Source organism: Actinomyces sp. MRS3W (assembly GCF_032465695.1).
Classification (GTDB): Bacteria; Actinomycetota; Actinomycetes; order Actinomycetales; family Actinomycetaceae; genus Actinomyces.
In genome coordinates this window covers 1-17,759 of record NZ_JAWDJJ010000278.1, presented here as the reverse complement: position 1 = coordinate 17,759, position 17,759 = coordinate 1, and the positions used below count along the sequence as shown (strand labels likewise).

General features: G+C 67.2%; 13 protein-coding genes. 3 read left to right on the top strand and 10 right to left on the bottom strand.

Translation table 11 applies throughout. The annotated features are described in order from the left end of the window. Window positions 1-823 precede the first annotated feature (823 nt). On the bottom strand, window positions 824-1,432 hold the full coding sequence (locus RWX45_RS10725; RefSeq protein WP_316023715.1) for a DUF1269 domain-containing protein: 609 nt from the start codon (window positions 1,430-1,432) through the stop codon (window positions 824-826). A gap of 279 nt (window positions 1,433-1,711) precedes the next feature. Here RWX45_RS10725 and RWX45_RS10720 point away from each other — a divergent pair, with 279 nt between their 5' ends. Beyond that, complete coding sequence (locus tag RWX45_RS10720) at window positions 1,712-2,980, top strand: hemolysin family protein (protein ID WP_316023714.1); 1,269 nt, start codon at window positions 1,712-1,714, stop codon at window positions 2,978-2,980. Window positions 2,981-3,003: 23 nt separating this feature from the next. On the opposite strand, the gene RWX45_RS10715 is transcribed toward RWX45_RS10720, so the two are convergent. The 4 genes from RWX45_RS10715 to RWX45_RS10700 form a co-directional block, all read right to left on the bottom strand. Then, on the bottom strand, window positions 3,004-3,501 hold the full coding sequence (locus RWX45_RS10715) for a TspO/MBR family protein (RefSeq protein ID WP_316023713.1): 498 nt from the start codon (window positions 3,499-3,501) through the stop codon (window positions 3,004-3,006). Window positions 3,502-3,708: 207 nt separating this feature from the next. Beyond that, window positions 3,709-4,458 (bottom strand): phosphoribulokinase, encoded by a 750-nt coding sequence (locus tag RWX45_RS10710; RefSeq protein WP_316023712.1) that lies wholly within the window; start codon window positions 4,456-4,458, stop codon window positions 3,709-3,711. Window positions 4,459-4,622: 164 nt separating this feature from the next. Further along, window positions 4,623-6,320 (bottom strand): Ig-like domain-containing protein, encoded by a 1,698-nt coding sequence (locus tag RWX45_RS10705; protein ID WP_316023711.1) that lies wholly within the window; start codon window positions 6,318-6,320, stop codon window positions 4,623-4,625. Between the two features lie 128 nt (window positions 6,321-6,448). Beyond that, the gene (locus tag RWX45_RS10700) at window positions 6,449-7,411 is read right to left on the bottom strand and encodes a LuxR C-terminal-related transcriptional regulator (protein ID WP_316023710.1); all 963 of its coding nucleotides are present in this window, start codon (window positions 7,409-7,411) and stop codon (window positions 6,449-6,451) included. A 228-nt stretch (window positions 7,412-7,639) separates the two neighbouring features. On the opposite strand from RWX45_RS10700, the gene RWX45_RS10695 reads away from it, so the two are divergent. Continuing rightward, window positions 7,640-9,040 carry an amidohydrolase gene (locus RWX45_RS10695; RefSeq protein ID WP_316023709.1) on the top strand — a complete coding sequence of 467 codons (1,401 nt, stop codon included), beginning with the start codon at window positions 7,640-7,642 and terminating at the stop codon, window positions 9,038-9,040. Window positions 9,041-9,108: 68 nt separating this feature from the next. Here the strand turns inward: RWX45_RS10695 and RWX45_RS10690 are convergent, their stop codons facing one another. From RWX45_RS10690 to RWX45_RS10680, 3 genes are all read right to left on the bottom strand, one after another. Beyond that, a complete protein-coding gene (locus tag RWX45_RS10690) occupies window positions 9,109-10,842 on the bottom strand; it encodes a DUF885 domain-containing protein (RefSeq protein ID WP_316023708.1) in 1,734 nt (577 codons plus the stop codon). Window positions 10,843-11,108: 266 nt separating this feature from the next. After that, window positions 11,109-12,728, bottom strand: a complete 1,620-nt coding sequence (locus RWX45_RS10685) for a Na+/H+ antiporter NhaC family protein (protein WP_316023707.1) — start codon at window positions 12,726-12,728, stop codon at window positions 11,109-11,111. 151 nt (window positions 12,729-12,879) lie between these two features. Continuing rightward, complete coding sequence (locus RWX45_RS10680; protein ID WP_316023706.1) at window positions 12,880-14,466, bottom strand: DASS family sodium-coupled anion symporter; 1,587 nt, start codon at window positions 14,464-14,466, stop codon at window positions 12,880-12,882. A gap of 226 nt (window positions 14,467-14,692) precedes the next feature. Here RWX45_RS10680 and nrdF point away from each other — a divergent pair, with 226 nt between their 5' ends. Then, a complete protein-coding gene (nrdF, locus tag RWX45_RS10675; RefSeq protein ID WP_316023705.1) occupies window positions 14,693-15,667 on the top strand; it encodes a class 1b ribonucleoside-diphosphate reductase subunit beta in 975 nt (324 codons plus the stop codon). Window positions 15,668-15,935: 268 nt separating this feature from the next. On the opposite strand, the gene RWX45_RS10670 is transcribed toward nrdF, so the two are convergent. Continuing rightward, window positions 15,936-16,406 (bottom strand): hypothetical protein, encoded by a 471-nt coding sequence (locus RWX45_RS10670; RefSeq protein ID WP_316023704.1) that lies wholly within the window; start codon window positions 16,404-16,406, stop codon window positions 15,936-15,938. 167 nt (window positions 16,407-16,573) lie between these two features. Beyond that, window positions 16,574-17,728 carry an ABC transporter ATP-binding protein gene (locus RWX45_RS10665; protein ID WP_316023703.1) on the bottom strand — a complete coding sequence of 385 codons (1,155 nt, stop codon included), beginning with the start codon at window positions 17,726-17,728 and terminating at the stop codon, window positions 16,574-16,576. Between the last annotated feature and the right edge of the window lie 31 nt (window positions 17,729-17,759).

Sequence of the window (17,759 nt, the reverse complement as noted above, 5' to 3'; positions counted from 1 at the left end):
CCGGCACTTGTGACGTGCCGAGACCGGCACTTGTGACGTGCCGAGACCGGCACTTGTGACGTGCCGAGACCGGCACTTGTGACGTGCCGAGACCGGCACTAATGACGTGTCGAGACCGGCACTAATGACGTGTCGAGACCGGCACTAATGGCGTGTGGGCAGCCCTCGGTGTGGTTGTGGTGGTTGGTGCGGGGTGCGTGCCGGTGCTGAGGTGCCTACGTCCATCCGTCGTTGGATTGGTCGTGTCCGCGGCTGTGGCCGGGGGATGGTGCCGTGCGCTGATGCGCTCGACGTCGTCATCGGCCGCGTGCGAGCTTGGTGCCACGCGCACGACTTGGTGGCACAGACACGGTTTTCCGTCATGTACACGAGTTTTGGAGATATGCAGGTATCTAGACAGTGCAGAACTCCAAAACTCGTGCGTCTGGCGCGAACACGTGTTCGTAACACCGGGGTGGGCCCGCACTCATCCTCTTCTTGGCTATCTCTCGGAGCTCAAGCACGAGTTCGAGTCTGAGTCTGAGTCTGCGCTTGGGTCCGCAGGGTCTCCCGGATGGTGGGAGGTGTGGATCATGTGGCGGATGACTCTGGGCCGGAGCCCCGAGATCTACCGGGGCCCAAGCGCCCACGGCCTCCCGAGCTTAGGCAACCCTCAGCCGTTTCGACCGGTCTCGGCATGTCATTAGTGCCGGTTTGGGCACGTCACAAGTGCCGGTTTCGGTGCGTTATTAGTGCCGGTTTCGGTGACGTTGCGTTTCGGGGCAGCGGCCGGAGCCGGGCGCTGCGGTTGTGCAGGTCCCGGCTCCGGCGCTTGACGTTCAGCTCAGCCCTTGCGCTGGAAGCGCTCCTTGAGGCGGGCGACGCGTTCCTCCCAAGCTTCCTTGCGCTCGCGGCGACGCTCCTCGCGCATGACGCGTGAGGCTTCGCGGTGGGCGGCCTCTGTGGCTGCCTGTGCCGCCTCGAGCTCGGTGAGAACCTCCGCCGCGGGACGCCGCACCACCACGCCGCCGAGCGGGGCGACGAGCCCATCCAGAACCTCGGGCGCATACTCCCTGGCCTCGGCGAAAATCGCCGTCGTACCGGCGGGCAGACGCGAGCTGAACTCGCCGATGGCGGTCTCCGCCCGATTGACCCGTTCCACGTCGACGAATCCTCCTGCCAGGGCGCCCGCGCCCCAGCCCAGCAGCATTCCCAACGGGCCTCCCAGAATGCCGACGAGCATGCCAATGAGCCCGCCGGAGAAAGCGCCGTCGCCGATGCGGGCATCCTCGCCCTCAGCCAGATGCAGGTGTCCACTCGGCTCCCGTTCGGCGATGATGGCCGCCGGGACAACAATTCTGTCCGCCTGTGCCGCCTGGCGGATATCGCTGAGCGCCTCGTAGGCCTTACTGGACTCCGCAAAGGTCACGACAACAAAGTTATGCGCGGTCATGGTACTCGACTCCTGCCTGGTTATGGTTGGCGATCCCGCAGAGGATCGGTGACAGGACCAGTAAACCTCTCCCAGCATTTATGCATACAGAGTTTTGCGTTCCCCTCAGTATTCTCCTATACTTTTCCTTGCGAGGCCGCGCATTCAGTTGAGCGTACTCTCACTGTTTTATTAGTGAACGTGCAGGAAACGGACTTGTGGGTTAACAATTCGTGCAGGGATGTGCGGTGACCAGACAGTGGGGCAGCGGAACTCGGTGGGAGGCGCGAGAATGTAGGCATGGACCCGTTGCTGCGCAACTGCCTGCTCGTCATATTGTTTACGCTCATCGGCGCCTTCTTCTCCGCCTCCGAGATGGCGCTTGTGTCGTTGCGCCCGGCCCAGGTCGATGACATGGCCAAGCGCAGCGCGACCGGACGGATCGTCAAGCACCTGACCGCGGACTCCAACCAGTTCCTCTCCGCCGTTCAGGTCGGCGTGACCATCGCCGGGTTTTTCTCCGCATCCTTCGGGGCCGCGCAGATCGCGCCCGCGCTGGAGCCGATGCTGACCTCCGTGGGGCTGAACCGGGCGGCGGCGGCCTCCATCGCCTTCGTCGCCATCACTCTGCTCATCGCCTACCTGTCCATCGTCGTCGGCGAACTCGTCCCCAAGCGCATTGCCATGCAGTCCGCCCAGACCGTCGCCCTACTCGTGGCCCGCCCGATCGCCGCGATCACCGCCATCCTGCGCCCGGTCATCTGGCTGCTGGGGGTATCCACGAACGGACTGCTGCGACTGATGGGGCGCGACCCCGCGGCGCAGATCGAATCCGTGGGGCTAGGGGAACTGCGCACCCTCGTCCAGGCGCAGGAGAGCCTCGGCCCCGCGGAGCGGGCGATGGTGGTGGATCTGCTGTCGGTGGGGGAGCGCACGGTCGCGGAAGTCATGACGCCCCGCACCGAGGTTGAGTTCGTCTCTGCCGACCTGTCGGTGGGCTGCGCCCGCAGCGCCCTCTCCACGCTCACGCACTCGCGCTACCCGGTGCGGCGAGGCCGGGATGACGACGACGTCGTCGGGTACGTCCATCTGCGGGACCTCATCACCCCCGGCGACGACTCCCGCAGCGTCGGGGAGCTGGCCCGCCGCCTCCTTGTGCTCCCCGCGACCGTGCCCGTCCTGTCCGCCCTCACACAGATGCGCGCCGCCCACGCCCATATCGCGCTCGTCGTCGACGAGTACGGCGGGACGGACGGAATCGTCACACTGGAGGACGTCGTCGAGGAATTCACCGGGCAGATCGCCGACGAGTACGACCGCGAGCAGCCCGCAGTGGTGCGCCACGGCGACGGCGTCATGATTGAGGGGCTCATCTCGCGCGCCGACTTCGCCAAGGCGCTCGACCGCACTTTGCCGCCCGGGCCCTTCGACACCCTCGGTGGCTTCCTCATGGCCGAGCTGGGGCGGGTGCCGCAGGTCGACGACGTCGTCGTCTGGGAGGAGCTGCGCCTCAAGGTGGTCTCCATGGACGGCCGGCGGGTGGGGCAGGTCGAAGTCACCATGCCGTGAAGGCCACCGGGGGCGGTGCCGGGTCAGTCGTTGAGCTTCCAGATGGCGCAGGACAGGGCGGTGGCGAAGGCGGTCCAGGCCGCGTACGGCGCCAGAACCACGCCGCGCGCCTTGCTGACCTTGAAGACCCGGCGGGTCAGGTCGGCCGAGCTGGCAGCGAGGACGCCGGCCCAGACGGCGGACAGCGCCGGCTGCTTGGCCCGGAAGAATGCCCAACTCCAGCCGCCGTTGATTGCCAGGTTCGTGGCGGTCGCCGCCAGGAAGCGCTTGGCCTCCCGGTTGCTGCCCGTGAGGCGGCCGGCCTCCCACAGGTCGGCCAGGGTGAGGCCGGTGGTGAGCGCGATATCCGTGTACAGGGTGGTCCAGGCGATGGGGAAGGCCTCGTTGGGCGGATTCCAGTCAGGCTTCTTTAGCCCCGCGTAGTACTTTCCCTTGGGGTCTGAGGCGGCCGTGCCGATTGCGGCGGTCGCCGCCACCAGTGCGGATGTGGTCAGCAGCGCCTTCGCCTTCACATGAGCCATTGGAATTCTCCTCCTGAGGTGAGGGCACCCGGCTATTCGAGTGCCGCCTTGTGGAGCGTATTGACCGCGGATGAGGATGGGCTCGGTGCGGGCGCACAAATGCGCGCAAGGGCACCGACCGTGGCCGGAGGACTGCCTGAGGGCTGGCTGGCGAGGGCGACAATCCCTACGCTGAAGCAAGCAGATGCGGCCTGCCGGGAAGCCGGTTCAATGGGCGGCGGGTGGCCGCACGCGCCAGACCTCGTCGCAGCGGGGCGCGCAGGCGGCCACGAGCCGCGCGTTGGGCACGTCCACGGTGCGCACCCAGTGCCCGGCGTCGGCGGCGCTGCGCCCAAAGTCGCGGTGCCGGGCCACCAGCCGGGTGATGAGTTCCGCCTCGGGCACCTCGAGGAAAACGAGCACATCGATCCGGGTTCGGACCTCTTCCCAGCCGCCGGAGTCCAGCGCCAGGTAATTGCCCTCGGTGACGACCACACCCGGGCCGCGCACCAGCGTGCCCGCGGCGACCGGTTCATGCAGATCCCGCCGGTAGATGGGTGCCAGGACATCCGGGCAGCCCTGTGCGCGCACCCGGTCTAAAGTGACCAGGTAGCCGGCGGTGTCGAAGGTGTCGGGGGCGCCCTTGCGGCCGTGGCGCCCCAACGCATCCAGGACCGCGTTGGACATGTGGAATCCATCCATGGGCACGGCGCCGGCAAGCAGGCCCCGGTCCCGCAGCTGCTCCTCCAGGGATGCGGCGAGCGTCGACTTGCCCGCCCCGGGCGCCCCGGTCAGCCCGACGACGACGCGGCCGCCGTTGCAGGCATTGGCGCCGTTGCCGTCGGAGCGGGTGCGGTGAGTGGCGACGGCGCCTGCATGAGGCAGGCGGTTCTCGCGCGAGCGGTCTTCCAGACGGCCCATGAGCTCAGCGAGCAGTGTCTCGGGGGAGCCAGTGCGGATGATCGGCGAGGCGGGCATGGGGCGATTATCGCGTGGACGGCGCCGCCGGAGCCCGGGCGGTTGCGGTGGGGCGATTGCCGACCGCACGCGTGACGCCCGGCTCGTGCATGGATGAACGAGCCGGGCGTCGGTGTCACGCGCCTCGTCTCAGGGCCGCCGACGGCGTGGGCGTGACCGTCGGGTTAGGCGCGTTTGCGTGCAACCGAGACGGAGACACCCGCGAGCACAAGTGCTGCGGCGATCGCTACCAACGAGGAGGCACTTGCACCGGTCTTGGCGAGTTTGCCGTGCGACGTCGGTGTTGAAGCCGGCCCGGTTGAGGGCTGAGCCGCGGGAGGCGTCGGTGATCCCGGCGTGGCACCGGTGTTGGGTGTGGGCGCCATCGTGGGCTCATTGGTGGGTTCCGGCGTTGGCTCGTCGGTGGGTTCCGGTGTGGGCTCGTCGGTGGGTTCCGGCGTCGGCTCGGGCTCATCCGGGAAGGCGTTGGTGGCCACAATCGTCACCGTCGCAGCCGCATCGACCGGGAAGGTGAGCGAAACCCCGTTCTCGGTGGGTGTCGCCGTCGCCCCCTCCACCTTGTAGGAGACGCTGACCCCCTCGGGCAGATCCTTCTCGACGATTTGGCACGTGGCCGAGGACTTGGTCGTCACCGGCGTGGTGACCTCACCGGCCTGAATCGCCGGCAAATCGATGAAGTCGGCGGACAAGCACTTGTAGGAGAACTGGTAGGTGGCATCCTCTGGCGCCGCGCTTCCGGTGGTGAGCTTCTCGATCGTGAAGGAGGCCCGGTGCCCGGATCCCGACCCGCCACTGTTGGGCAGCTCCACGCGCCCGACGACCGTCGTCGGCTCCCCGTCCTCGGCTACCGAGATCGTGGCGGTGTTGACGAGCTCGTCCAGGTCCGCGACTTCCGGCCCGACGGCGGCATTGAGCTGAATGGCAAGCGACTCGTGGGCGGGCTGGTAGCGCCCGTCGGCCATGGGGCTGAAGACGATGCGAACGCCCCCGCCACTGGTCTCAGTGCAGGACCAGCGGCTGGAGTCGATCTCATGGTCATAGACGACAGCGTTGTGCGGATAGGGAGTCCGGTCGTAAATCGTCGCGCCATCGCAGGTCAGAGTCAGTCCCTCGCCGCCGAGGTCCTCAACAATGAGCGGTTCATACACATCCTGCGTGGTGGTACCGACGTACACGACCCACATGGCGCTGGAGGTGTCGGCGTCGTAAACGCCGGTCTTATCGCTGGCCTGGTCGACGCCGGAAGGCCCCGGCCCCACATAGGTTCCCGGAAGATTGAAGGTCTGACCGCAGGAGTCGAAGCTGAGTGTGTAGCTGGCGCCGGAGGAATCGACCTGACTCTGGTCCCAGCCGAGAGTCACCCAGGCTGTGCCGGTGATGTCGCCGTAGGTGTCGGCGTACTCGGACAGGACGAAGTTGAGTGTTTTCCCGGACCAGGTGGCCGTACCAACCACCGTGCCGTCGGGCGCCGTCAGGTCGAAGGAGCTTGGGCCGCGGTTCTCCAACTCGTCGGGCAGAGTCAGCGTGAAGCTGTCCCCGGCGCTCGCGGAGGCGGGCGCGGTCCAAGTGAGGTCGGCGCGAGCCAGGCCGGAGGCGTCGGATTCATACACGCCGCCGGATACGTGGGTGCCTTCCCGCCAGGTAACGGAGGTGATGGATCCGGCGCAGGTCGCCTGAGCCGCGGAGTCGTCGAGGGCTGCCGCCTGATAGACGGGGGCGACGTCGGTGGGCTCGCCGACGCTGCTGTCGGCGATGGGTGCCGCAGTGTCCGCATGACCGACGTCGGATAGTGCGACAGCGCCCGGAGTCATGGCGGCGAGCGCGAGGACCCCGGCGCAAGCGAGCGAGCGGAGCGCCTTCATCAATTCAATCCCTTCAAGTATTTCGGTGAACTCCGCACTGAAAAATGCGGACGGCTTTCATCGAAACACGAGACAGGCAACTGACTTGTCAGCAGCGGGTGGCGGCAATCTGCCATGACATAGATGCGTCACCCCGAGTGGGTATCGTTGGGTGGGTTCTCGGAGTGTGGCAGCCACCCCAGCCGCACCGCCTGCATTCCCAACTGAAAACGGCTCTGAGCTCCCAGGAGGTGATTCAATTCTGCGACCCGTCGGGCTACCGTCCGTAAGCTCACGCCGAGTTGACGCGCAATGGCCTCATCGGTCATTCCGGAGGCGAGCATCCATACCAGTTCGCGGTTACGCGGCAGCGCCTCATCGAGGGCCGATGACCGCGGTATGGGCACTGCCTGGTCCCACAGGTGCTCGAATAGGGCGCCGAAGGTCTCTACCAGCTCGGGTTCGGTGATGCGGGTGGTGACGACGTCGTCGTGTCCCTGGCGTAGCACCAGGGCAGTCGTGTCGTCGGCGAGGAGTAGTCGGAAGGGAAGACGCTCCACAAAACGCGCCTCTTCGCCTTGGCGGAGCGATGCCGCCACAACCTGGAAATAGCCGGGATCGTGCAGGGAGGTCATCTCGTACAGGGCGCGGTGGCGGATACCTCGACGCAATGACTCCGGCTGCATGCTCGCCTGTTTTCCCAAGGAGGTCAGGTACGGCGCGCGATCCATTCCGCGGAACTCGACGCGGGCGGTGGCGAAGAGTTGGTTGAACATGGCGATAGCGCGTTGCGGGGAACGGGTCGTCTCCACTGCGCGCTGGCCGCCCTGCTCGAGCAGGTCCAGCTCAAGGGCGGCAGCCTCAGCGCGGCGTGCATCCTCTCGGTGCCGCTGTTCCACATCGCGCAGCGCGCGGGCTGCTGAGCGTGGGTTGACGACCCCGTCGGAGATGGCGACGAGCTCCGCGTCAATCAGCTCGGTAAGGGTGGAATCATCGGAATCTGCGGCGTGGAATGCGCCGTCCAGCAGCGATAGGTATAGGGATTCGGCGGCGTCGCTGATACCGAGTCCGGCGAGTAGTCGGCGGGGATTCCCGTCCTCCGAAGTACTCATAAGCGCGATGCTAGCGGCAAGGGCGGGGTGGCACTGGATCTGGTGGACATGTGTGGGCCTCGGGCTACTTGCTATGGCATGGTGCCGGGAGACATTTCACGACCTTGGGGTGCGTTTCAGGACCTTGGGGTGCAATTCACGACCGCACGGGGGTCGTGAAATGTACCCGGGGGTCGTGTTTTGCCGGGCCGTGGCGAGTGCGACCTGGCACGCGGCACAATCAGCGCCATGAATCGTCCCATCCGCGACCTCTCCCGTCCCACAACGCCCTGCTCCGCCGTACAGGAGCGCATGGCCGAGGAGACCGCCGCCCGCGCCGCCGCGGCCGGACCCGCCCCCGCGCTGGCGGAGGACGCCGGCGCCGAGGCGACCGTGCGTGCGGAACTGGCCGACGTCGTCGACTCCCTCGCCGCAGAGCTGGTCGCCCTGTCCCGCGATATCCATGCCCACCCGGAGGTCGGTCACGCCGAGTATCACGCGGTCGCCGCCGTCGCCGAGCTGCTGCGCGCCCATGGAGTCACCCCGCGTGTGGGCGTGTACGGCATGGACACGGCCCTGCGGGCTGAAATCGGCGGCGCATCCCAAGCGTCCGCCGTCGGGTCGGATGCCGTGGGGCCCCATGCCCCCACCATGGCGATCCTGGCCGAGTACGACGCCCTGCCCGGCGTCGGCCACGGCTGCGGGCACAACGTCATGTGCGCCAACTCCGTGGGTGCCTTCCTCGCCCTGGCCGAACTCGAACGCCGTCGCCCCGGCGCCCTGCCCGGCCGCGTCATCCTGCAGACCACCCCGGCCGAAGAGTCGGACACCGCCAAGGAGGTCCTGGCGCTGCGCGGCATGCTCGACGGCGTCGACGCCGCCATCCAGACCCACGCCTACGCCCACGACCTGACCGATCAGACCTGGCTGGGCGTGCGCCGCATGAGCGCCGTCTTCACGGGCGTCCCCTCCCACGCCTCCTCCCAGCCCTTCATGGGGCGCAACGCCCTGGACGCCGCCACCCTGGCGCTGACCGGCCTGGGCCTGCTGCGGCAGCAGATCCTGCCCATGGACCGGGTCCACGCGGTGATCGACGACGGCGGGCAGGTCGCCAATATCATCCCCGAGCGCACCGAGCTCAACCTCATGGTCCGCTCCAAGTACCCCGAGACGCTGAAGGACCTGGTGGGGCGCGTGGAGGACCTGCTGCGCGGGGCGGCGCTCATGACCGGCACGGGCCTGGAGATCATCACCGACACCAACAGCAATGAGATGCCGGTGCGTTCCAACGGGCCGCTGCTGGAGGCCTGGGTGCGCTCCCAGCGGGTGCGCGGCCGCGACCCACTGCCCGCCGGGGTGGTGACGGAGACGATCGCCGCGGGCACCGACTTCGGCAACGTCTCGCTGCGCGTGCCCGGCATCCACCCGCTCATTCGCGTCACCGACCGCGATGACGTCGCCCTGCACACCCGGGAGATGGCCCGGGCCGCCGGGTCGCCCACCGGCGATGCCGCCGCCGTCGACGGCGCCTACGGGCTGGCCGCCGTCGCCCTGGACTGGCTGCACGACGCCGACCTGCGCGAGGCGGTGCGCGCCGACTTCGACGCCGCCGGCGGGGTCGTGGACGTTGCCGGGTTTTGGGAGGAGTAATGCGCTGAGGCGAGGCCGCGGCCCGACTCGGCGCACTGACCGGGACGGGCCGCAACAGCCGCGCCCGCCTATTCGGCCAGCGCCTCGCGCATGACGTCCAGGCCCACGCTGCCCAGGCGCAGGGCGCGGGTGTGGAAGTCCTTCAAGGACTGGCCGCGCCCGAGCGCCTCGTCGCGGGTCGCCTCCCACAGCCGCTGCCCGACGGCGTAGGACGGCGCCTGCCCGGGCCAGCCCAGGTAGCGGTCCAACTCGAAGCGCAGGAACGACTCGGTCATGGCCACGTTGTGGCGCAGGAAGGCCCAGGCCGAGTCGGCGTCCCACACGCCGTCGCCGACCCCGGGCAGTTCGGCCAGCTCCGGGGGCCGCCGTTTGCCCAGGTGCACGCCGATGTCGAGCACGACGCGCGCGGCCCGCAGCCGCTGGGAGTCGAGCACCCCCATGCGGTCGCCGGGGTCGTCCTGGAAGCCGAGGTCCGCCATGAGCTGCTCGGCGTACAGGGCCCAGCCCTCGCCGTGACCGCTGACCCAGCAGGCCAGGCGGCGCCAGGAGTTGAGCTCGTCGCGCACGTAGGTCTGCATGCCCACCTGCAGGTGGTGCCCGGGCACGCCCTCGTGGAAGACGGTGGTGCGCTCCTGCCAGGCGGCGAAGGTGTCCGTCCCTTCCGGCACCGACCACCACATGCGCCCCGGGCGGGAGAAGTCGTCGCTCGGGCCGGTGTAGTAGATGCCGCCGGTGGCCGACGGCGCGATCCGGCACTCCAGGGTGCGCAGCGGCGCCGGGATGTCGAAGTGCGTGCCGTCCAGCGCCGCGATGGCGCTGTCCGCGGTCTCCTGCATCCACGCCTGCAGCGCGGCGGTCCCGTGGATGGTGCGCGTGGGATCGGCGTTGAGCCGCTCCATGGCCTCCTGCACGCTCACCCCGTCGCCGTACAGCTGCGCGGCGATCGCCCGCTGCTCGGCGTCGATGGCCGCCAGGCGCTCGCGCCCCCACTCGTAGGTCTCATCCAGGTCGACGACGGCGCCCAGGAACTCGCGACTGAAGCGGACATAGCGTTCCCGACCCACGCCGTCGACGTCGCTGGCATGCGGCGCAATCTCCTCACCCAGGAAGTCGGCCACGCGGGCATAGGCGGCGCGGGCACGGGCGGATGCCTCGCGCAGGTCGGTCTGCAGCGCTTCGGGCAGGGGCGAGCCGTCGGCCGTGGTGGCGGTGTTGATGAGCGCCGTATAGGAACTGGACGCCTCGTCCGCCTGGTCGCGGGCCTGACCGATGCAGGCCTCCACCTGGCGCCGCGCGGCCACGTCGCCGCGGCTGGCCGCCAGGCGCAGGGAGTCGGCGTACTCCTCCAGCGCTCGCGGCACGTCGCGCAGGCAGGAGGCGAAGTCGGCCCAGTCGGCCTCGGTGGCGGTGGGCAGGTTGTCGAACAGGTCCCGCAGGTTCTGGATGGGGGAGGCGATGTTATCCAACTGGCGCAGCGTCTCGCCGGCCTCGGCCAGTTCTAGGGAGATGCCCAGGCGCTCGCGCATGGCGGCGAGGGTGACGCGGTCGACGGCGTCCGCGGGGGCGACCGTCTCCAGTTCGGTGAGCGTGCTTCGGTTCAGCTCGGTGAGCGCATCAAGGGCGTCCGGGGAATAGCCGTCGAGCTCGCCACGGCGCCCCGGCAGACCAACCGACACGGCGAACTCGGGGGAGAGGTCGGCCAGGCGCTCCACGTAGCGCTCGGCCACGCCGTCGACGGCGGTGGGGTGGCGGGTGGAACCGCCGGACTGGGCGGCGGGGATGTCGGAGGGAGTCTCGGTCATGGACAGAGATTAGGCCACAGTGATGCTGCTGTGGCCTCTCAACAAGTTCACGAGGAAACGGCGTCATCAATTGTGCCAAGACTGCCGTTGTCCACGGTGCACCATGCGCGCGGTACTGCGGGCTGCCGTGCTTACCTGCCCCGACCCGCTGTTGGGCTCGGCGTTCCGGAGGACTACCGTCTTGCGTCTCGCACCGGCTCCTCCCTGAATGCGCCTGCAAGCCGTGCACCGCTGTGACTGGCATTGCGTGTTTTGCTTCGGTGCGATCAGGAATCAGTTTCCTCAAGGATGGTGCCGGCCGCCGGCTCCTCCTTCGTGGAGCCGATGACCGGCAGCCATGCGCGGACGGCCAGGGCCATGCCGATCAGCACGGCGACGGTGATGGCAACTCCGAGGATTCCGGACCCCGTCGCCGAGAAGGCTGCGTATCCGAGCAAGGCCGCGCCCGCGCAAGCCCCCGCATAAGGCAGCTGCGTGGTGACGTGGGTGATGTGGTTGCAGCCCGCGCCGGTACTCGACAGGATCGTCGTATCCGAGATCGGAGAGCAGTGATCGCCCCATACGGCGCCCGCGAGGACCGCGCCGAATGCGGGGATGAGGAACTGCTCGCCGTCCGCGACCGCCCCCATGATCTCCCCGGCGATCGGCAGGAGAATGCCGAAGGAGCCCCAGGAGGTGCCGGTGGCGAAGGCCATGGCGCCGGCGATGAGGAACAGTACGGGGATGAGCCAGCGGGCCGAGACGGCCGTCGACTCGACGAGAGATCCGAGGTAGGCACCCGTACCGAGTTCGGAGATCAGCGAGCCGAGCATCCAGGCGCACAGGAGGATTTCGATGGCGGGGAGCATCGAGCGGGTGCCCTCGACAACGCCCCTGGCGGCGGTCTTCGCTTCAAACAACGGGTCTTCGTGGGTGAAGTGGAAGTAGTAGAAGGCCGCGGTGGCGAGCCCGAGGACGCCGCCGACGTTGAGGGCGAGGGCCACGTCGGTGCTGGCGAGCATGTCGAGAATGGACCATGACCCGGACGCATGGTGGCCGGTCAGGAGGATTCCGCCGACGACGCCGGCGACTAGGACGGCGAAGGGGACGATGAGGGCACGCATCGCCCCCGGTTCGTGGCGCGGCAGCGAATCGGTGAGCTGTCCCGGGATTTGTTCGTCGGGGGAGTACAGGCCGCCTGTGGAGACGGCGCGCCTCTCCTCGCGACGCATCGGACCGAAGTCGATCTCGAAGACGACGGTGATCCACAGCAGGATGAGGACGGCGATGGCGTAGTAGTTCATCCCCGCGGATCGGATGAAGGCGCCGGCATCGGAGACCTGGATGCCGACGCCCGCAACAATCGGTCCCATGATGCCGATGATCGAGGCGCCCCAACTCGAAAAGGGGGCGAGTACGGCGACGGGCGCGGAGGAGGAGTCGATGAGGTAGGCGAGCTTCGCCCGCGACACCCGCTGGCGATCGGAGACCGGACGGGCGACCTGGCCGACGGCGAGGGCGTTGAAGTAGTCGTCGACGAAGATCGCGGTTCCCAGGGCGGCGGCGAGCACCTGGGCGCCGCGCCGGGTGCGGATCCGTGTCATCGCCCATTCGGCGAAGGCCTGGGTGCCGCCGGACATGAGTACGAGGGAGGTGATGACGCCGAGGGTCAGCAGGAAGACCAGGATGAGAATGTAATAGGAGTTCAGCTCCCCCTCGGACCAGAAGATCTGGGAGAAGGCCGCCCAGACTGTGGTCAGGGTGGCGACGACGCCGCCGTCGGCGATCAGAAAAGCAGCGGTGAGAATGCCGACGGCGAGAGACGGGATGACCTTCTTCGTTCCTATGACCAGCAAGATCGCCAGGATTGGCGGCACGAGGGACAGCATCGGGTGAGACTCGATCATCAGGAGATCCAATCGTCGCATGTCGGGGCGGCACCAGGCTAAGGCATCGGCCGGCCGGGCTTGTGCGGCTCCTCGCGCATCCCGGACCGGGCATGAGCCGGCCGCGGAGCATCTCTACGACGCGTTGGGGCTGACCGATGCCCTGCCACTTCTATAACCGCAGCCCGAATACTGGGACCGCCAGTCCGACGACGGTGAGCGTTACCAGTATCACGCTAATGATGTTGAGCCAGATTCCGGTTTTGACCATCGAGCCGAGCTGAATATAACCCGAGCTGTAGGCAACGGCATTGGGTGGGGTGGCCACCGGGAGCATGAAGGCGAGGGTGGAGGCCAGGGCCACGGGGGCCGTGAGCAGTAGGACATTGGCGGGAGTTTGCTCGGTGAGCCCTACTCCAATAGCCACCCCGCCCATGATGGGCAGGAAGGCGGCCGCGGTGGCAGTGTTGGAGGTCAGCTCGGTCAGCAGGATGACCAGCAATGCCACGGCGGCAATCAACATGACCGGAGGCAGGACGTTCAGCCCCTTTGCCTGTTCGCCGATCCAGGTCGACAAGCCCAGTTGAGAGAACATGTGCGATAAAGACAGCCCGCCACCGAACAGCAGAAGCACGTCCCAGGGCAGCTGTTTGGCGGTGTTCCAGTCCAACAGGCGGGTGCCATGGGCGCGGTCGCTTGGCAGGAGGAACAGGAGCGCTGCGCTGCTCATGGCAATCTGGGCGTCGGAGATGTTAAGGGCGGATCCGGTGCGTTCCAACAGGAGCGGGACGAGCACCCAACTGGCTGCCGTGATGACGAAGACGATGCCCACGCGAACCTCGGCTTTGCTCATGGGGCCCAGCTCGCGCCACTCGTCCTCGATTGCTGCCCGTCCTCCCGGAATGTCGTCAATTTCCGGGCGGAACAGCACGTAAACCAACAGCCACCAGGCAACGCCCATGAGCACGATGGCGAGAGGTACTCCGATGAGCATCCATTTCCCAAAGCCGATTTGAATACCGTGTGTCTCCGACAGGTAGGCCACGAGAAGGGCATTGGGTGGCGTGCCAATTATTGTCCCGACCGAACCGATGGAAGCGGCATAGGCGATGGCGAGCATAAGCGCTGTTGAAAGGCGCTTTATTTTCTTCTCGCCGCCGAGCAACGATGACACCAGCCCCAGCACGGAGGTTCCGATCGGTAGCATGAGGACGGCTGTGGCGGTATTGGATACCCACATGGACAGGAAGCCTGTGGCAATCATGAATCCCAGGATGAGCAGGCGCGGCCGCGTGCCCACCCGCAGCACCACCCATAGAGCGATGCGCCGGTGGAGGTTCCACCGCTGCATCGCCAGCGCCAGCATGAACCCGCCCATGAACAAGAAGATGGTGTCGGAGGCGTAGGGCGCCGCCGCTTCTTTGAACTCGGCGACCTGAAACGCCGGGAAGATGACCAAAGGAAGCAGGGCGGTGGCCGCCAGGGGGATCGCCTCGGTCATCCACCACAACCCGAGCAGGACGGCGGCAGCCGCGACGGTGCGTAGGCCGGTGTCGGTGAACGCGGCCTCATCGCCGGCGGCTATGGCGGCCGCGTTGACCTGATCGACGGCGTGGGCGGGGAAGAGTGCGAACGTCAGGGCCGCCAGCGTCAGGCCCAGGATGATTCCGATGGTCTGACGTCGTCGTACCGCGAGTGAGAGACGCTGCCGTGAAGAGAGAGCTTGTGACGATGACTCGTGGGTGGAAGGAGAACTCATCCCGCTGCACCTCCTCGTGCCCAACGGATGAGTCTCACAATTCTACCGTGAGGCAGCGAGCCCGGATAGGCCCGATAGCGCCTGCGACTGGTTCTCGTGGAAAACGAGACGGGGCGCCGCGGCAGTGGGGCGATACACAGTGACAGCTGCAGGCTCTGAGCGTTCCCTGCGGCGCCGTCGTCGGTAGCATGAATGACCCCAGCCGAGCACTACCCGGGAGGATCCCATGCCTGAGCCCATCAAGCTCATCGACCGCGTCCAGGCCATCAACTGGAACCGCCTCGTCGACGACAAGGACCTGGAGGTCTGGGATCGGCTCACCGGCAACTTCTGGCTCCCGGAGAAGGTGCCGCTGTCCAACGACGTCCAGTCGTGGGCCACCCTCAACGAGGCCGAGAAGAACATGACCACGCGCGTGTTCACCGGGCTCACCCTGCTGGACACCATCCAGGGCACCGTCGGCGCCGTCTCCCTCATCCCCGATGCCCGCACGCCGCACGAGGAGGCGGTCTACACCAACATCGCCTTCATGGAGTCGGTGCATGCCCGCTCCTACTCCTCGATCTTCTCCACCCTCATTTCCACCGCCGAGATCGATGAGGCCTTCCGCTGGAGTGAGGAGAACGAGAACCTGCAGCGCAAGGCCCGCATCATCCTGGACTATTACCGCGGTGACGACCCCGAGAAGCGCAAGGTCGCCTCCACCATGCTGGAATCCTTCCTGTTCTACTCCGGCTTCTACGCCCCCATGTACTGGTCGGCCCACGCCAAGCTCACCAACACCGCCGACCTCATCCGCCTCATCATCCGCGACGAGGCCGTGCACGGCTACTACATCGGGTACAAGTACCAGCTGGCCGTGCGCGAGTCCTCCCCGGAACGCCAGGCGGAGCTCAAGGACTACACCTTCGAGCTGCTCATGGAGCTGTACGAGAACGAGGAGCAGTACACCGAGGACCTCTACGACGAGCTGGGGCTGACCGCGGACGTCAAGAAGTTCCTGCGGTACAACGCCAACAAGGCGCTCATGAACCTCGGCTACGAGGCGCTCTTCCCGGCCGACACCACGGACGTCAACCCGGCGATCCTGGCATCGCTGTCCCCCAATGCGGATGAGAACCACGACTTCTTCTCCGGTTCCGGCTCCTCCTACGTCATCGGTACCGCCGAGGCCACCCAGGACGAGGACTGGGATTTCTGAGCCGACATTGAACTGACGGTTCGTACGTTCGGCTGACGGTTCGTACTTTCAGCCGACGGTTCGGCAGCTAGGGTGCCGAACCGTCGAAGGAAGTGCCGAAGCGTTGCTGCGAAGTGCCGAACCGTCAAGGGAAGTGCCGAACCGTCAGGGAGACGGTGTCAGTGGCCCGATGGCGGAGGGCGCGGGCGGGCAACCGGCCGCCGGCTGACGCACCGCAAAAGGGCACCCGGCGTGCGCCGAACCTATCGGCCTTGTCGGCGGGTGAACGCTAGCGGCGTAGCTTCACGGCACACACCCCGCTGCACGTGGCCGCGAGCAGCATGAATGGCAGCCCAGCACCTGCGGTGGCATTGATGGCGTTGCTGAGCGCCGCATGGCATGCGATCAGTGTGAGTACGGCGAGTGCGGTCAGTAGAGCCATTCCGACATCCGCGCGTTCATTGTCGGCGCCGACCCGGACCAGGGCGCACAACCACAAGCTGATCGTCAGCAGGACTCCCACAGTCGCATACATTCTTGACGGTCCCAGGCGTTCTGGAACAGCTAGGAGTAGCCTCGCCAAGCTCAGGATCTCCATGTCGCTGAAGTAGCTGCTCTTGAACCAGATGTACCACGGGCTGATTGCGGATCCGACCATGCAGGCCAGACCGGCAGACAACAGCGCGACGCGGAGAGCCTGGTGCAGGTGCCCGACTGAGACGGGACCTGCGTGGGATTCGCCGATGGGTCTGTCTGTCACGGCAGAAGGTTACAGGACGGTGACGAAACTGATCGCTTCATAGGCGGCTGGCTGCAATTCGCCAGCCGTCCTTGACCGGTCTCGGCACGTCATTTGTGCCGGTTTCGGCACGTTACTTGTGCCGGTCTCGGCGAAGAGGTACGGGCGGGCCGACGGTGCTGAGCCGGCTACTCGCCCTGCTCGGGCAGGACCCAGGCGCGGGAGGCGGCGAAGCCGACGCGCACGGCGTCGCCTTCGGCGTGCACCGTACTCACGTCCGGGTCGGACTCCACACACACGATGGTGCCGACGGCCGTCTCCACCTCGTACTCCACGTGATCGCCGTAGAAGACGGCCGACAGCACGCGGCCCCGGTCGCCCACGAGCTCGCTCGTGCCGGAGGGCGCTTCCTCCAGCGGCTCCAGCTGCACCGACTCCGGACGCACGACCACGGTGACGTCATCGCCGTCGCGCACTCCTTCGTGGCAGGGGGCTTCCACGGCGCGTCCCAGCACCTGCACCCCGCAGTGCCCTGCGGCGACGTCCCGCGCCGTCGCCTGGAGGAAGTTGGCTCGGCCGATGAAGTCCGCCACGAACACCGACGCCGGCCGCCGGTAGATCTCCTCCGGGGTGGCCACCTGCTCGATGCGGCCCGCGTTCATGACCACGATCCGGTCGGACATGGTCATGGCCTCGGATTGATCGTGGGTGACGTAGATGGAGGTGATGCCCATGCGCCGCTGCAGGCGGCGGATTTCCAGGCGCATGCGCACGCGCAGCTTGGCATCCAGGTTGGACAGCGGCTCGTCGAAGAGGAGCACCTTGGGCTGCACCACCATGGCGCGCGCCAGTGCCACCCGCTGCTGCTGTCCGCCGGAGAGCTCGTTGGGGGCACGATCCGCCAGCGACATGAGGTTCATGGAGGTCAGTGCCACGTCCACCTGCTCGCGCATCTCCGCCTCGGGCACGCGCCGCAGCTTGAGGCCGTAGCCGACGTTGTCGCGCACGGACAGGTGCGGGAACAGGGCGTAGGACTGGAACACCATGGACATGGGGCGGCGGTTGGGCGGCAGGGACACCATGTTCTGCCCGTCGAGGATCACCTGGCCCGCGGTGGTGTCCTCGAACCCGGCGATCATGCGCAGCGTGGTGGTCTTGCCGCAGCCGGAGGGCCCCAGGAAGGTGATGAACTCGCCGGGGGCGACGTCCAGGCTCACCCCGTGTACGGCGTACACGTCCTTGCCGCGGTTGGAAAAGACTTTGACGACGTCGCGCAGCTCGAGGTGCCCGGTGGGTTCGGTTGCGGAGTGGTCGGCTGCCAGGGTGGGGGCGGAAGTGGTCATAGGAGCCTCCTTGGCTCGGGCGTCCCGCCTG

What these genes read in the sequence shown, in the direction of transcription:
- RWX45_RS10725 (WP_316023715.1), bottom strand. Translation starts at nt 1,432, where the DNA reads ATGACCGCGCATAACTTTGTTGTCGTGACCTTTGCGGAGTCCAGTAAG.
- RWX45_RS10720 (WP_316023714.1), top strand. Translation starts at nt 1,712, where the DNA reads ATGGACCCGTTGCTGCGCAACTGCCTGCTCGTCATATTGTTTACGCTC.
- RWX45_RS10715 (WP_316023713.1), bottom strand. Translation starts at nt 3,501, where the DNA reads ATGGCTCATGTGAAGGCGAAGGCGCTGCTGACCACATCCGCACTGGTG.
- RWX45_RS10710 (WP_316023712.1), bottom strand. Translation starts at nt 4,458, where the DNA reads ATGCCCGCCTCGCCGATCATCCGCACTGGCTCCCCCGAGACACTGCTC.
- RWX45_RS10705 (WP_316023711.1), bottom strand. Translation starts at nt 6,320, where the DNA reads ATGAAGGCGCTCCGCTCGCTCGCTTGCGCCGGGGTCCTCGCGCTCGCC.
- RWX45_RS10700 (WP_316023710.1), bottom strand. Translation starts at nt 7,411, where the DNA reads ATGAGTACTTCGGAGGACGGGAATCCCCGCCGACTACTCGCCGGACTC.
- RWX45_RS10695 (WP_316023709.1), top strand. Translation starts at nt 7,640, where the DNA reads ATGAATCGTCCCATCCGCGACCTCTCCCGTCCCACAACGCCCTGCTCC.
- RWX45_RS10690 (WP_316023708.1), bottom strand. Translation starts at nt 10,842, where the DNA reads ATGACCGAGACTCCCTCCGACATCCCCGCCGCCCAGTCCGGCGGTTCC.
- RWX45_RS10685 (WP_316023707.1), bottom strand. Translation starts at nt 12,728, where the DNA reads ATGATCGAGTCTCACCCGATGCTGTCCCTCGTGCCGCCAATCCTGGCG.
- RWX45_RS10680 (WP_316023706.1), bottom strand. Translation starts at nt 14,466, where the DNA reads ATGAGTTCTCCTTCCACCCACGAGTCATCGTCACAAGCTCTCTCTTCA.
- nrdF (WP_316023705.1), top strand. Translation starts at nt 14,693, where the DNA reads ATGCCTGAGCCCATCAAGCTCATCGACCGCGTCCAGGCCATCAACTGG.
- RWX45_RS10665 (WP_316023703.1), bottom strand. Translation starts at nt 17,728, where the DNA reads ATGACCACTTCCGCCCCCACCCTGGCAGCCGACCACTCCGCAACCGAA.